The organism is Gardnerella bretellae, assembly GCF_048545135.1.
Taxonomy (GTDB): Bacteria; Actinomycetota; Actinomycetes; order Actinomycetales; family Bifidobacteriaceae; genus Bifidobacterium; species Bifidobacterium greenwoodii.
Window position 1 is genome coordinate 43,456 of record NZ_JBKQXU010000004.1, and the last position, 15,307, is coordinate 58,762.

A 15,307-nucleotide genomic window follows, 5' to 3' on the forward strand; every position below is an offset into this window, starting at 1 on the left:
ATCGTTTAAGATTTACGCACAATATGCGAATTTAATTTTACGAATTTAACATTGATTTAAGGAATTTACCAGTCCAACTTGCATCACATAGTGAAACAGTTTCAGGACTTCCTTCCGAAACAACTGTTCCGCCAGAATCTCCACCTTCAGGACCTAAATCAATAATCCAATCAGCAGACTTTACAACATCGAGATTATGCTCAATAACAATAACACTATTGCCTTTATCTACCAACGATTGCAAAACATTCAACAACTTTCTAACATCCTCAAAATGTAATCCAGTAGTCGGTTCGTCGAGAATATACACTGTTTTGCCGGTTGACCTTCGTTGCAATTCTGTAGCAAGTTTTACGCGCTGAGATTCTCCACCAGAAAGAGTTGGCGCGCTTTGGCCTAAACGAATATAACCTAATCCAACTTGAACCAAAGTATCCAAGTAGCGAGAAATAGACGGGTATGCTTTGAAAAATACTGCAGCTTCTGAAATTGGCATGTCAAGAACGTCAGAAACTGACTTTCCGTTATAAGTAACTTCCAAAGTTTCACGATTGTAGCGTTTTCCGTGACAAACTTCGCATTCTACATACACATCCGGCAGGAAGTTCATCTCAATTTTTAAGGTACCATCACCATGGCAGGCTTCACAACGGCCACCTTTAACATTGAATGAGAATCTTCCAGGACCGTAGCCTCTAACTTTTGCTTCAGGAGTTTGAGCAAAAAGTGTGCGAATTTTATCCCACACGCCAGTGTACGTTGCAGGATTAGAACGTGGGGTTCGACCAATAGGATTTTGATCAACATGAACTACTTTATCGCAATATTCCAATCCTTCCACACGCTTGTGTTTTCCAGGAACTATGCGAGCGCCGTTTAGTTTGTTTGCAAGAACAGGGTACAAAATTGAGTTAATTAGTGTTGATTTTCCAGATCCAGATACTCCTGTGATGCAAGTAAATACTCCCAAAGGTATGTTAACGTCTATATTTTTAAGATTATGCTCCTGAGCTCCAATAACATGTAGCATTCGATCTGGGTTAATTAAGCGACGATTTTTTGGCACTTCAATTATTCGCCTTCTTGAAATATAGTCGCCTGTAATCGAACGTTTTGCTTTCACAATATTTGCTGCAGGACCGGAGTACACTACTTCTCCACCGTGTTCTCCTGCTTCTGGACCAATGTCAACTAGCCAATCTGCTTCGCGAATTGTTTCTTCATCATGTTCTACAACAATAAGAGTGTTTCCTAGGTTTCTTAAATGATGCAATGTTGCAATCAGTCGTTCGTTATCCCTCTGATGAAGTCCAATAGATGGTTCGTCAAGCACGTACATAACTCCAACTAATCCTGAGCCTATTTGTGTAGCTAGGCGAATTCGTTGTGCTTCGCCACCAGATAATGTTTTTGCAGCTCTTGAAAGAGTTAAGTAGTTTAATCCTACGTCGTTTAAGAAGCCAAGTCGTGCGCGGATTTCTTTTAATACTTCTCCTGCAATAAGTGCTTTAGATCCTTCTAAATGCAGCTCATTAACCCACTCTAGACTGCGTTCAACTGGCATATCGCATACTTCAGATATTGAAGTATTTGCAACTGTAACTGCAAGAACCTCTGGACGTAAGCGTTTTCCATGGCATTTTTGGCATGGAACTTCGCGCATGTACGACTCGTAGTATTGGCGCATTTGATCCGAATCAGTTTCGTCATGCTTTCGCATAAGCGTTCTAACTACACCTTCAAAGCCTGTGGAATATTCGCGCTGCCTACCCCACCTGTTTTTGTACGAGACTTTTACGCTAAAATCATGTCCGTACATGATTGCATGCTGTACGTCTTCTGGAAGATTTTTCCAAGGCGTATTCATACTAAAGCCCATGTCTTTAGAAAGACCTGAAAGTACGTGCTGATAGTACATTCCTGCAGCTTTATTCATTGCCCAAGGTTCAATAGCTCCTTGAGAAAGAGATTTGTCTGAATCTGGTATAACAAGCTCAGGGTCAATTTCAAGCTTGTAGCCAATTCCGGAACATTCTGCACACGCTCCGTACGGTGCATTAAACGAAAATGTTCTAGGTTCAATTTCTTCAAGATCTAGCTTGTGATTATTAGGGCAAGACCTGTGCTCGGAAAATGATTGGCGCCTGTTTGGAGAGTTTTCTGGCTCGTCAACAAAATCAGCAACCATAACGCCTTTAGAAAGTTTTAATGCTGTTTCGATTGAGTCTGTTAAACGAACGCGAATACCTTCTTTTATGACTATTCGATCAATTACTACTTCAATATTGTGTTTCTTTTGTTTTTCAAGAGTAATATCTTCAGAAAGTTCATGCATTTGACCGTCAATAATTGCTCGCGCGTAACCGTCCGAACGCAACAATTCAAGCGTATCTTTAAACTCTCCTTTTCTACCTCTAACAACAGGAGATAAAATTTGCAGACGCGTACGCTCTGGCTTAGAAAGCAAAGCGTCTGTCATTTGTTGAGGAGTTTGTGCACTTACCAACTCACCACACTCAGGGCAGTGAGGAACTCCAACTCTAGCAAACAGCAGTCGTAAATAATCGTATATTTCAGTAATTGTTCCAACTGTAGAACGAGGGTTTCTATTAGTAGTTTTTTGGTCAATAGAAACCGCCGGACTTAACCCTTCAATAAAATCAACATCTGGCTTATCCATACGCCCCAAAAATTGGCGAGCGTAAGCACTAAGCGACTCAACATAACGTCGTTGACCTTCTGCAAAAAGCGTGTCAAAAGCTAAAGAGGATTTACCAGATCCAGAAAGACCAGTAAAAACAACCATTCGATTTCGAGGAATAGACAAGCTCACGTTTTTAAGATTGTGCTCGCGTGCTCCTTGAATAGTGATTTTCCATTCGGAAGGCACTTTAGACAAATCCGATATTATCTTTCCGTCATGCGAAGAAAACGTAGTATTATCTAGTAATGCTTGCAAAGCATCAGACTGCTTACTTACTTGCTGATTCAAACGCATACCTCCACTTGTAACCCCATTAACACACCCCAACTATTAACAAACCACTATACTATAAAATTACATTTAGAACAAGTGTTCGAAAAACTAAAGTATTTTGCTAACTTATAATCACATATTCGTTACTAGCACACGGTACAATAGTGAGTTTGGCAATACTTTACTTATTACACATAAAATAAAGCCTAATTTTTGGGGAACGGATTATAAACTATGCCTATTGACGCACAAGCATTAACCATTCAAATTGGTGCGCGCACGCTGTTAAACCCTACCGATTTTCACGTTACAAAGGGAGACAAAATCGGTTTAGTCGGTAGAAACGGCGCAGGCAAAACAACTCTTACTCGAGTAATTACTGGAGATATGCTTCCAGCAGGAGGATCCGTTAGAGTAAGCGGAGGCCTAGGATATTTGCCTCAGGATACTCACGCAGCAGACCCTGAGCAAAGCGTAATTGATCGCATTATGAGTGCTCGAGATATTTCTTCTATTGTGTCTAGGATTCGCAAAGCAGAAAAAGAAATGACCGATCCAGACCCGGACGTAATGACTAAAGCTATGAACCGCTACGACAAAGCTATGCAAGATTTTGAAAAAGCAGGCGGTTACGCAGTACAGTCTGAAGCAATTTCAATGGCAACAAGCTTGGGACTACCTCAAGAAGTTATGCAGCAGACTCTTGGCACTCTTTCCGGCGGACAGCGCAGACGCATCGAACTAGCGAGAATTCTGTTTTCTGACGCCGACACTCTTATTCTCGATGAGCCTACGAACCATTTGGACGCCGACTCAATTATTTGGTTGCGTAATTATTTGAAACGTTTCGAAGGCGGCTTCCTTGTTATTTCCCACTCAACGGAACTACTTGACGAAGTAGTAAACAAAGTTTGGCATTTGGATGCTCAACTCGCCCAAATAGACATGTATTCAATGGGCTGGAAAGCATACTTGCATCAGCGAGTAGTAGACGAAGAACGCCGCCGCCGCGAGCGCGAAGTCGCCGAAAAGAAGGCAGAACGCCTTATGAAGCAAGGTATTCGTCTGCACGCAAAAGCCACAAAAGCAGTAGCAGCTCAAAACATGATGCGCAGAGCAGAACGTTTACTTAGCGAAACCAGCGAAGCTCAAAAACAGGAAAAAGTTGCAGACATTCGCTTCCCAGAACCATCCCCATGCGGTCGCACACCAATTATGGCAAAAGATATTTCTAAAGCATACGGTTCTAACATTGTTTTCGCTGGAATTAATCTTGCAATAGACAAAGGTTCTAGGGTTGTTATTTTGGGTTACAACGGTGCTGGAAAAACCACAACTTTGCGCATTCTAGCAGGAGAAGAAACGGCAGACACTGGAGAAGTTCAGTACGGTCACGGCTGCAAAATCGGCTATTTTGCCCAGGAACACGACACTTTGGATTTAGATGCTACGGTTCTTGAAAACCTTCAGCATGTTGCACCAAACCTGGATGACACACAAGCACGTTCTATGCTTGGCAGCTTCCTATTTTCTGGTGACGACGCAATGAAGCCTGCTAAAGTGCTTTCCGGCGGCGAAAAAACGCGTCTTGCTCTCGCAACACTTGTTACTTCGCAAGCTAACGTACTGCTTCTCGATGAGCCTACTAACAACTTGGATCCTGCGTCTCGTGACGAGATTTTAAAAGCTATATCTAAGTATGAAGGCGCAATTGTGCTAGTCACACACGACGAGGGTGCTGTTGAAGCTTTGCGCCCTGAGCGTGTTCTTCTTATGCCTGACGGCGACGAAGATTTGTGGAACGACGAATATCTTGACTTGGTTGCTGAAGAATAGTTAGAAAAATGCTCGAAACTTTGAAATAGAATGGTTATGTGGTGATTACAACGTCCATGCTTAAAAACTTGCCGCAAGATTCTAGCAATACTATTTCGCATACTAGCAGGCAAACTCACAGTCGCATTATGCGCTGCACATGGCGTTTTTTACACATTCCACTTCTTGTTTTACTTATAATTACACTATTTGAATGTTCTATTGGAAATATTCCATTTTGGAGCAGTATTACAGGAAGTACGGATAGCGCATCTGTTCACAATTCTTTAGGAAGCGGCGTTAAACGTCTTAAATCAGGCGGTCTTCTTATAACAGACCCTTCCGAAGCATACTTAGAGGTTATTTCAGATGGAAGCTCGCCTTATATTCGTCTTCAACCTTCTCGCGTTAAAAATAAGCTTTATAAAAAGCAGCAAATTATAGACGATATTCACACGCGTGTTGAAGCTAATAAATATTTAAGCAAACCACAGAGCACAAATCCTCGAGCGCTTAACGCTTCCCTACTTAGCATTCCTGAAGAAGTAGTTGATCAACCGTGCGTAGTTAGAGTATGGCTTCAGCATCCAGCTGGAGCAATACTTGATGTTGAGGATGCTAGAGCTAATGTTAGAGCGCCTTTTAGCTGGTCTTGGGGACGCGTAAGCATACTAATTGTTTTTGCAATACTTATAGCTTTATGGAATCCTTGGTCTAAGCTTTGGAAAATTAAACTCAACACAAGTAGCATTTCTCAACGATTCTACTTATTCGCATCATGGATGCCTTTTATAATCATTGCGCTTGCAACAATTATTTGGAATTTGCGTAATGCTACACCGATGCATTTTGATTCGCCTGGAAATTACGCTTACGATTTCGACCAGTATGCTCATACTGCTGACGCTCTTGCAAAAGGGCAGGTTCATCTTAATCTTCCTGTTCCTCACGAATTAACCACCTTGCCAAACCCGTATGATCCTATGGCTAGGAATAATCTTCTTAATCATTCAGTTCCTCACATGTACTGGGATTACGCATACTATAAGGGGCACTGGTACTCGTATTTTGGTGTTCTTCCAGCAGTACTACTGTTTTTGCCTTACCGTCTTATTACAAGCATTTGGATTCCAGGCGGAGCAATGCTTCCAACTACTGTTGCAACATTCGTGTTTCTTATTGCTTTTCTTATTGCAGGATCTTTACTTGTTATTCGCATAATTGAGAATACTGTAAAAAATGCTTCTTTAGGAACCGTATCAATTTCTTTAGCACTGTTCTTTATTAGCGCAAACACGGTTTACTTGTGGTTTAGAACATCTTTCTATTCCGTTCCAATGGCAGCTTCACTATTTTTCACATCTTTAGGATTATGGTTTTATTTGGGCGCATTCGGTAATAGTAAAACTAATTCTTTTAGAAATATTGCTTTGGGATCGTTCTTTATAGCGCTTAACTTAGGTTGCAGACCTACTTTTGTGATAGCAGTCTTATTTGCAATTCCTGTGCTATACCCTATTTTGAAAAAATCGTTTAACGATTTTAGTAAAGATTGGAAAAAAGCTGAATATTGGAGAATTCCTTTGCTCTATGCTACAGCTTGGATTCTTCCAGCAGTAATTACTGCAATTCCATTTGGCGTGTATAATCTTTTGCGATTTGGTTCACCATTAAATTTTGGCAACGAGTATCAAATAACTATTACAGATATGACAACTATGCGTTTGCCATCGCAAAATATTCTGCCGTCTATTCTTAGCTATATTGCTCTACCTTTACGTTTAATTCCAACTTTCCCTTGGATTGGCATTCAGCCTGTTGCTTTTGACAGATGGCAGTATGCTGAGCCTATGATTGGCGGAATGTTCGTGCTTTCTCCTCTCGCATTAGTTGCGTCTTTTGCAGCTTTAGCTATGAGAAAACGCTGCTTGCACAAGATTTCGTGGAATATTTCTATAACTTCTTTAATAATTGGCGTATTTCTTATTGTTTTTGACAGTCTTAAAGCAGGAATTGGTTGGAGATATATTGCAGATTTCGCGTGGACTTTTGCAATTACTGCGGTAGTTGGCGTAACTTTACTTTTAGAGCATGCTGCTTCTGTTCAAAAAGACGATTGTTGGCAGAAAAAAACTATTTCATACAGCATACGTTTTGTTGTAATAACACTACTTTTTGTGTCGATTATTATTGCAGCACTCAGCTGGTTTGTTACGGGTCGTGAAGATAGCACACTTCGTTTTAACCCAGACTTATGGTATTTGGTTCGCTCCTGGCTTACGCTATTTTAATAAAAGTCTTTAGTAAAACTATTCTTCACAAAGAAGAGTATCAACAGTTTTTAAAAGTGATTTCAAACCTAGAATAAACTGAGCTTCTTCCGGCAGCAAAGAAAGAGCAAGATACCCATTTACTGGCATGTCAAAATAGTATCCGGGCTGCGAAACCAAATGATAATCTTGCATTAAGCGCAACGCTAACACATCGTCATCAATGCATGATGGCACGCGCAATAAAATATTCCAACCGCCTTCTGCACGCAAAGCACTAACACAACAATTAGGCCAGGATGCTAAAGTTTCACGAAGAGTTTTAAGATTTTTACTAACCCGGTTACGAACCTTTTGAGTCTGCGAAGAAGCATACTCTAACAACTCAGGTATACGCTTAGAAACCGTTGTTCCAATCGGCAAAAAGTCGTCTGCAATAACATCAAGCCTTTTTTGAGCTTCGTAAACATCATCCTTAGGACCTGAAACTTCAATCCACCCAACTTTTGCGTGAGGAGCTGCAAGCATTTTAGAAAAACCGTCCAAAGCAAACACGAGAGTAGATGATTCCCCAGCAAGCCTAGCGTTTGTTTCAAAAGGCTCAAGATAATAATCGTAAAAAACTTCGTCAGCAATTATTGCAACATCATTATCATGACATAATTGCAATAATTCTTTACGCTCCTCACTCTTTACGTAAGAGCCGGTAGGATTATTCGGATTAATAAGCACAAGTGCTTTAATGCGCAAAGACTTATTTTCAATTAACTCTTTTACGCGAGGCAAATCAATAGTCCAAGAACCGTCGTAATGCAAAGGATACGGTATTGCGTTCACGCATTGCAAGCGCGCAATCGACTCAATAAGCGGGTATCCAGGAGTAGGACCAATAACAGCATCCCCGGCATCACAAATAAGCATCATAAGCCATGCGTAAGCTTGAGATGTTGAAGAAAGTACGTAAAGCTGATCTGGATTAAGCTTTGAAGGAGTAGAAGTATTAGTGCGATTATCGCGCTTATTAATAAAGTCTGCTAACAGTTTTCGAGATTCAATAGGTCCTCTAGGATTTGCAGCATAACTTTCAGATAAACACTCAGGTGCAAGAGAGTGAACAGTAGGATTAGAATCGTTTAATTTAGTAAGCTTTATGCCTTGAGACACAGCTTTTCTCTGCGCTAAAATAATAGGATTTGGCTCGCTTACGTCTACTCTTGAAGAAAATCGCACGTAACAACCCTAACACTTGGCATAAAAAAGCTGGGCAACAGATTAAACCTGCACCCAGCTTAAAACAACAACAAATAAACTATTACTATTTATTAATATTTAGTCCTGTTGCTGATTCTTCTGCATTGCGTAATAAGCTGCACCAATAATTCCAGCCTCATTATGCAAAGTTGCAACCACAATAGGAGTCTTAATATCAATATGTGGAAGGAATTTTTCGCTTACGCGGCTAACTCCACCACCAACAACAAACAAATCTGGGTTGAAGTATTTTTCCATCAAACCATAGTACTTAGTCAGGCGCTTAGCCCACTTCTTATAGCCCATATCAAGCTTTTCACGAACGGAAGAAGCAGCATACTTTTCAGCATCTCCCTTACCTTTTTCAAGCTGAATATGACCAAGCTCAGTGTTTGGAATAAGCACACCGTTGTAAATCAAAGCTGTACCAATACCAGTTCCAAGCGTTGTAGCAATAACTAAGCCATCCTTATCTTTAGCGGCACCAAAACGCTGCTCAGCTAAACCAGCAGCGTCAGCATCGTTAACAACTGTTACTGGACGACCGCAAGCCTCACTAAAGACTTCAGTAACGTCAACACCAATCCAAGACTGGTCAAGATTTGCCATAAAATCAAGCTTCTTGCCCGGCTTAATTGGAGCAGGGAAAGCGATTCCAACAGGAACGTCTGCAGGAACTTCAAAATGCTCAAGCTGCTGACGAACAATATCCGCAACCGCCTGAGGCGTAGAAACTGCAGGAGTGAGAATCTTATAACGAGGCTCTGCAAACTCGCCCTTTTCCAAATTTACTGGAGCAGCTTTAATTCCAGAACCGCCAATATCGACGCCAAATGCTTGTGCAGTGTCAATCATCTCACTAACACTCCCCTCTGAATGTGTGCTGATAACAGGATATTCACAAGTATTGTATCGTATATTTATTGCGACACGCTTGCTGATTGTTAACTTCTACTTCACTTCTGCTTTATTTTTACTTCAAAGAAGGCATAGGTTTCCACGTTCCGTCATGCAAAATCTTCCTAGAAGCAAGCCAACCGGTAAATAATTTCCAAATACCGGAAAGAATATGCTCACGATCAACAGCCAACAGACGAATAATCTCTTTAGCAGCAGTTAAAGCGGTTCCAAGCGCAAACATAAACGGATGGAAATCACCATGAACCATAAAGTAGCGAGCCATAAACCCACGATTTCGCATAATATGGTAACGGTTCATGTCAGAAGTTGAGTTTAGTTGACGAACTCCTGCAATATCCCAGTTTGGAATATCGCGAGTGCGACGAAGAATAATATCCGGAACAACAATAGGATTCGTAACCTTACTAGCAAGATAACCGTAAGTAGTATCATCCCAGTAAATAAAGTAGCGAGAATCCGGGAAGCCGATTTTTTCAACAATATCGCGACGAATTAAACCACCCTCGAAACACATTGTGTTCATCACACGATAACCAGCATTACCAAAAGCTGAAGGCGCAATAGGATTCGGTATACCAAGAGGAACCAAAAAATCATACTGCCAGTAGAAATTACCACCGTCGTAATCTAAACGACTTCCTTGAACAACCGAGTGGCGCTTAGTCCAAGGAGCAAGACGCTCAATAGATTCAGGCACTGTTTCAACATCATCATCCATAACCCAGAACCACTTAGCTCCAAGTTCATAAGCTTTTTTAACACCAGCGCTAAAACCGCCGGCGCCACCAAGATTCTCATCCTGCGGAGCGTAAACAACGTGAGAGCAATTGCCCTCATCGTCTTTTTCTGCCTTACCCCAACGATTAGTTAAATCAGATTCAAGAACAGAAACCATTTCGCGAGTTTTATCGCTGCACTCATTGTCAACAACAACAATTCGCCAAGGACACTCGTTCAAACATTCAAAAGAATGGAACAAATTATCCAAAAGTTCCTGACGCTTATAAGTAACCACAACAACAGCAAGCTTATCAATACTCTTGCATACGCTATTGGCTTTGCTGTTAACAATTTTCTTTGTTCCCATATTGCTCATACTTGTATTCTCGCACCTACCCTCGCCACACAATTATTACAACAATGTTCCTAGCATGAGATACAAAAGAATAGTCAGTTTCAGGGAAGGTGAAAATCCTTACTGGCGGTAACAAAATGCGTATTTTATGCCTTTTTGAAGCCCGCGAGCGGCGTAAAAGCTGCTGATTCGGTTAAATTCCGAAGCCAACGGTTACAGTCCGGATGAAAGAAACGGAGGCCCATCATGGGCATTTCTAATACGAATAATCACCAAACTTATGCAAAGAACTCTAGCTGGTCTAGCGAAAAAATAGCAAAATACGCTCTATTCGTAGCACTTTCAATGGCAGTAAGTTTCATAGAATTTCCACTTATTCCAGACTTGTCGTATTTAAAATACGATCCTTCAGGAATCGTGTGCCTAGTTGCAGGATTCGCATACGGGCCTTCAGCTGCAGCAATCGTAAGCATACTCGGCTTTTCACCACACTTATTTACCAATCCACTCGGCACAGTTATGGCAGTGCTAGTTTCTTTAGGAGCTAGTGTTACAGCGGCAATCGTATACAAGAAAATGCATACCAGAAAAGGTGCAATCATTGCACTTTTGGTAGGCTCTGTTGTTGCAATTGCGCTCGCAATAGCAGGAAATCTTGTTATTACTCCTCTTTATTCACCAAAGATAACCGTTGCTACAGTTGCATCTCTTATTATTCCAGCATTGCTACCGTTTAATATTATTAAACTTGCGCTTCACGTTGTAGTAACAATGCTTGTTTATAAACCAGTTTCTAAACTACTTCACCACAGCAAGTAAATCTTCTAAACGGCATAAACTATGCAAAATACCAGCACAAGCAGTAGTATGAACGAAGCTCAAAATTGCGCAGTTGAAAACAATACTCTAGTAGTGTTGCGAAATATTTGCTTCAGCTACGATGATGGAAAAACTTGGACGCTTGAGCAACTAAATCTTACAATTCGCTCCGGCGAGCGCGTAGCGATTGTGGGCAAAAACGGTTCTGGTAAATCAACTTTGGCAAAAATTATTGCAGGTTTAACAGCTCCAGATAGCGGCTATGTTGAATTGTGCGGCGAAAAAGTTTTTGAAAATACTACTGCTTATGCTGATGCTTACAAAAATGCGCGAAAGCTTATTGGCGCTCTGTTTCAAAGTCCAGAAGATCAGATTGTTACTACTGTTACTGAAGATGATGTTGCTTTTGGACTGGAAAATTTAAACGTAGAACAGCATAAAATGCGAAAACTTGTTAACAATGCTTTAGAGGCTGTTCACATGCAAAATCATAGACTTTCTAACCCAAGTCTTATGAGTGGCGGGCAAATGCAGAAAGTTGCTTTAGCAGGATCTATTGCAATGCAGTCAAAGCTACTTGTGCTAGATGAGCCTACTTCTATGCTTGACTCTAAATCTCGCGAAAACGTTGACACATTATTTGATGATTTGCATAAAAACGGCACAAGTATTGTGCAAATTACGCACCGAATTGACGAATGCCAGCGCGCAGATCGCATACTTCTGCTAGAAAATGGGGTGCTTCACGAAATTTGTTTAGAAAAACTGGAATCATATTTCAACAATTCTAAATCTAGTTTTTCAAAAAAAGCGCAGGAAAATATTAATAATTACGCGAATCGAAACGAAAACATAAACAATAGCACGCATTCAAATAAAGCAATTTCAATATCACACTTAACAGTTAAATACGATGATAAATCTCCAGCTGTAATTAACGACTATTCACTTGACGTAAACGAAGGTGAAATAATTGCAATAATGGGCGAAAACGGCTGTGGAAAATCCACTCTTGCGAAAGCTTTGTGCGGACTGTTAAAAGCAGAATCTGGTTCTATAAGCGTAGAAAAAATACCTGTTAGTGGAAAAACTTCTAAAAAGAATCGTCAAAAACTTCGCGAAACTATTGGCTACGTAATGCAGCTTCCAGAACAGCAGCTTTTTGCTAACACTGTGCGCGAAGATGTTGCTTACGGTCCTAAAAATTTTGGTCTAAAAGGAGACGCCCTTAAAGAACGTGTAGATGAAACGTTAAGGCTGCTTAATCTTGAAGATTTGGCTGAAAAATCGCCTTTTTCTCTTTCCGGCGGCCAACAGCGTCTTGTGGCGATAGCGGGCGTTCTTGCTTTTAGACCGAGAGTACTTGTGCTTGATGAGCCAACAGCAGGATTAGATTTTGAAGCAGCATCGCGTTTATTGCAAATTCTTTGCGAACTGAATAATCAAGGCGTAACAATTGTTGTTATTACGCATAATATTCATGATGTAAAAGCTTTAGGCGCAAGATTAGTAACATTAAAAGCAAACAATAGTGAAAGTTTAGAAGATACAAAGAAATCATCACAAGAAACGATTACAATAGAAGAATCTTCGCAAGAAAAATCAACCTCACTACTTAGCTCTTTTGATCCCAGAATAACACTTATATCCTGCTTTATGCTCATGCTAAGCGCTTTTAGCATCACTCATTACACGCAGTTAGCTGTTCTTGCTTTTGCCACACTGTGTCTAATTATTGCCGCAAAAATACAATTCATAAAACTAATTTCTTCACTACACATGCTTATTGCAGTATTTACTTTTTCGGGATTGCTGAATATTCTTGCCGTTCGCACAGGAAAAATACTTTATAAACTCGGGCCGATTATTGTAACTTACGACGGAATTAATTGCGCAATACTATTTGCCACAAGATTCTCGCTTGTAATTATTATTGGCGCAATATTAGTTATGACAATAAGCCCAACAGTACTAACCGAAGCCTGCACGTCTTTACTGTCGCCACTTAAAACTATTGGAGTGCCAACGCAGGAAATATCGCTTATTATGAGCCTAGCATTGCGATTTTTGCCAACGCTTTCTAACGAGGCAGTAGAAGTTGCGCACGCTCAAACCGCTAGAGGCGGAAGCATACGAGACGGCTCAATTTGCAAACGAATCCACGCAATTTCTTCGCTTATTGTTCCTGCTTTTGCAGGCGTTATTCGCCACTCAGAAACACTTTCTTTAGCGCTTGACACACGCTGCTACACGCCAAGCGCAACAAGGTCTCATTTGCACACGCTGAAAGTGCGCGCAAAAGATGTGCTGTTATTGGCGATTACGATTTTCGTTATAAGCGCTATTATTGCTATGAGTTTATAAATGTTATACAGAACAAAATTATGCATAGCAAAATACGCATGTTGCCATTTGGGTGTGAAATAATTCGCAAGATACTGTATAATCCGTTAAGCACTTATGTAACTTATGCAATACTTTTGTTTAATTAAACTTGATTAAACTTGCATGCGAAAGGACGCCTTATGGCATTGACTAAAAAGCAGACTAAGCAGCTTCGCGCACTTGCTAATACGCTAAGCCCACTTTTGTACGTTGGTAAAAACGACATTACTGATGCGGCCGTAAAGCAAGCAGACGAAACCATGCAGTACCACGAACTTATGAAGTGCGCTGTGCAAGATGGTTCCGGATTAAGCGCCAAAGAAGCAGCTGAAACTCTTGCTCAAAAGCTTGGCGCCGAAGTTGTGCAAGTAATCGGAAATCGTTTTGTGCTGTTCCGCGTCTCTACACTAGACAGCGTTGAACACATTATGCTTGTGCGTGAATAAAACTTTCTCTTAATATTTTTATATTTTGCGATAATTCGTAAATAAAAAATGCTCCATGATTGAAAAACTGCTGAGGCGGTTCAACATTCATGGAGCACTTTAATCTATATAACTATGTGCATTTACCTGTATCACTTCATAGGAACAGAAAGTTTTGTAATGCTGCGCTCACTGCATATTACGGAATAATATGACGATAATCAGCAGCGTCTGCTAATTCTGCATCGTCATTAGATATCCCTCCGTAATAGAAACTTTTAAAAGCTATGGTGAGCTTTTCTCCGGTATTACTATACTTCGAAAAATAGCTATCTAAAACACCAAAATCATTGCCAGTATCACGTAACAACAAGCCTTTTGTGTCAATTGGCAACGGAGGGCACAAAGCAGAATCTGTACCATGAGTAGCAGTTACAATAGGAATTTTCTTATCAAATAAGAAAACAGTTGCTTCGTGATCTTCAAAGTTTTCTTCGGAAATAGTTCCATCGTACACTTGGTATCCTTGTTCGCGCCATTTTAGTATTTCCTCTTCATGCTGACGTTCTTTTGAAGTTAATGCAGTTATGTTTGCTAGCTTATTAATTTCAGTGAAATCATCACTTTCCAAGTAATAAGGTGCAGTTACTTTTCCTAATTCATCAGTTCCTTTAGTTTTATCCGTATCATATGGATATTCAATAAAATCAGATTTTTCAGATATATCGTTACTACTCAGATTATACGTTGTTTTTTCCCACGGAAAATGACGATCATCAAACCATTTAGGATCATTAGGATAATCAGCTGGAGGTTTATCTGCAAAGAAAACAATACCATTATGATGCCTTTCGAACATCATAGTTCCTTTTGAATAACTGAGTATTTTTGAAGGAACAACTAATTTATTGCCATCATATGAAAATACTCGTGCAACTGTTACATTATTTCCACTACATTCAACTTGCGCGCAATTAAATATTGAATAACCATCTTTATTTATTGCAGCTGTTACAATCAACTCAGGAATTTTGTCATTGTTTATATCCCAAAGCGAATAGTAATATTTGAAAGAATCTGGGACATTTTTAAACTTATACTTTCCATGAATATTTTCAAGCACCTTTTTGTACTCTTTGCCTGCTTGAGAAAGAATATCGTCAGTATTGCGAGTATGCGGTTTCGTAATGGCGCTTATGGTATTGCTCGCAACATGATTCAGCGAAAAACCGCTGTTTTGCACAGTGTCTACAGTGAAGCGAACATACACAACCCATGCTGTAAGCATGCAAATAAGCACAAGTGTTGATACGCAATAATACAGAAAAGCATTATTCTTCTTCATCGCAAACATCTCTACTTTCGACAA

The 15,307-nt window shown here is 40.3% G+C and carries 10 protein-coding genes and 1 riboswitch; of the genes, 5 read left to right on the forward strand and 5 right to left on the reverse strand.

The genetic code is table 11. The features are described 5' to 3' along the window. Positions 1–37: 37 nt before the first annotated feature. Positions 38–2,998, reverse strand: coding sequence for an excinuclease ABC subunit UvrA (gene uvrA / locus ACJV7B_RS04230; protein ID WP_419389038.1), 2,961 nt, complete (start codon positions 2,996–2,998; stop codon positions 38–40). A gap of 213 nt (positions 2,999–3,211) precedes the next feature. On the opposite strand from uvrA, the gene ACJV7B_RS04235 reads away from it, so the two are divergent. Both ACJV7B_RS04235 and ACJV7B_RS04240 read left to right on the forward strand, forming a co-directional pair. Next, positions 3,212–4,813, forward strand: a complete 1,602-nt coding sequence (locus ACJV7B_RS04235; protein ID WP_004135059.1) for an ABC-F family ATP-binding cassette domain-containing protein — start codon at positions 3,212–3,214, stop codon at positions 4,811–4,813. 56 nt (positions 4,814–4,869) lie between these two features. Then, complete coding sequence (locus ACJV7B_RS04240) at positions 4,870–7,083, forward strand: hypothetical protein (protein WP_004137258.1); 2,214 nt, start codon at positions 4,870–4,872, stop codon at positions 7,081–7,083. 18 nt (positions 7,084–7,101) lie between these two features. Here ACJV7B_RS04240 and ACJV7B_RS04245 read toward each other — a convergent pair whose 3' ends face one another. The 3 genes from ACJV7B_RS04245 to ACJV7B_RS04255 form a co-directional block, all read right to left on the reverse strand. Continuing rightward, the gene (locus ACJV7B_RS04245) at positions 7,102–8,292 is read right to left on the reverse strand and encodes a pyridoxal phosphate-dependent aminotransferase (protein ID WP_419389039.1); all 1,191 of its coding nucleotides are present in this window, start codon (positions 8,290–8,292) and stop codon (positions 7,102–7,104) included. 99 nt (positions 8,293–8,391) lie between these two features. Further along, a complete protein-coding gene (ppgK, locus tag ACJV7B_RS04250; RefSeq protein WP_004137262.1) occupies positions 8,392–9,168 on the reverse strand; it encodes a polyphosphate--glucose phosphotransferase in 777 nt (258 codons plus the stop codon). Positions 9,169–9,286: 118 nt separating this feature from the next. Then, positions 9,287–10,330 carry a glycosyltransferase gene (locus ACJV7B_RS04255; protein ID WP_410314344.1) on the reverse strand — a complete coding sequence of 348 codons (1,044 nt, stop codon included), beginning with the start codon at positions 10,328–10,330 and terminating at the stop codon, positions 9,287–9,289. Between the two features lie 72 nt (positions 10,331–10,402). Next, positions 10,403–10,549, forward strand: a riboswitch (FMN riboswitch). Positions 10,550–10,555: 6 nt separating this feature from the next. Here ACJV7B_RS04255 and ACJV7B_RS04260 point away from each other — a divergent pair. The 3 genes from ACJV7B_RS04260 (at position 10,556) to ACJV7B_RS04270 (ending at position 13,959) form a co-directional block, all read left to right on the forward strand. Further along, positions 10,556–11,128, forward strand: coding sequence for an ECF transporter S component (locus ACJV7B_RS04260; RefSeq protein ID WP_410313402.1), 573 nt, complete (start codon positions 10,556–10,558; stop codon positions 11,126–11,128). Positions 11,129–11,176: 48 nt separating this feature from the next. After that, entirely contained in the window at positions 11,177–13,492 is a 2,316-nt protein-coding gene (locus ACJV7B_RS04265; protein WP_419389040.1) for an energy-coupling factor transporter ATPase, read from the forward strand. A gap of 161 nt (positions 13,493–13,653) precedes the next feature. Then, on the forward strand, positions 13,654–13,959 hold the full coding sequence (locus ACJV7B_RS04270) for a YhbY family RNA-binding protein (protein ID WP_004135082.1): 306 nt from the start codon (positions 13,654–13,656) through the stop codon (positions 13,957–13,959). 178 nt (positions 13,960–14,137) lie between these two features. Here the strand turns inward: ACJV7B_RS04270 and ACJV7B_RS04275 are convergent, their stop codons facing one another. Then, positions 14,138–15,283, reverse strand: a complete 1,146-nt coding sequence (locus ACJV7B_RS04275; RefSeq protein WP_419389041.1) for a hypothetical protein — start codon at positions 15,281–15,283, stop codon at positions 14,138–14,140. Between the last annotated feature and the right edge of the window lie 24 nt (positions 15,284–15,307).

What these genes read in the sequence shown, in the direction of transcription:
- uvrA (WP_419389038.1), bottom strand. Translation starts at nt 2,998, where the DNA reads ATGCGTTTGAATCAGCAAGTAAGTAAGCAGTCTGATGCTTTGCAAGCA.
- ACJV7B_RS04235 (WP_004135059.1), top strand. Translation starts at nt 3,212, where the DNA reads ATGCCTATTGACGCACAAGCATTAACCATTCAAATTGGTGCGCGCACG.
- ACJV7B_RS04240 (WP_004137258.1), top strand. Translation starts at nt 4,870, where the DNA reads ATGCTTAAAAACTTGCCGCAAGATTCTAGCAATACTATTTCGCATACT.
- ppgK (WP_004137262.1), bottom strand. Translation starts at nt 9,168, where the DNA reads ATGATTGACACTGCACAAGCATTTGGCGTCGATATTGGCGGTTCTGGA.
- ACJV7B_RS04255 (WP_410314344.1), bottom strand. Translation starts at nt 10,330, where the DNA reads ATGAGCAATATGGGAACAAAGAAAATTGTTAACAGCAAAGCCAATAGC.
- ACJV7B_RS04260 (WP_410313402.1), top strand. Translation starts at nt 10,556, where the DNA reads ATGGGCATTTCTAATACGAATAATCACCAAACTTATGCAAAGAACTCT.
- ACJV7B_RS04265 (WP_419389040.1), top strand. Translation starts at nt 11,177, where the DNA reads ATGAACGAAGCTCAAAATTGCGCAGTTGAAAACAATACTCTAGTAGTG.
- ACJV7B_RS04270 (WP_004135082.1), top strand. Translation starts at nt 13,654, where the DNA reads ATGGCATTGACTAAAAAGCAGACTAAGCAGCTTCGCGCACTTGCTAAT.
- ACJV7B_RS04275 (WP_419389041.1), bottom strand. Translation starts at nt 15,283, where the DNA reads ATGAAGAAGAATAATGCTTTTCTGTATTATTGCGTATCAACACTTGTG.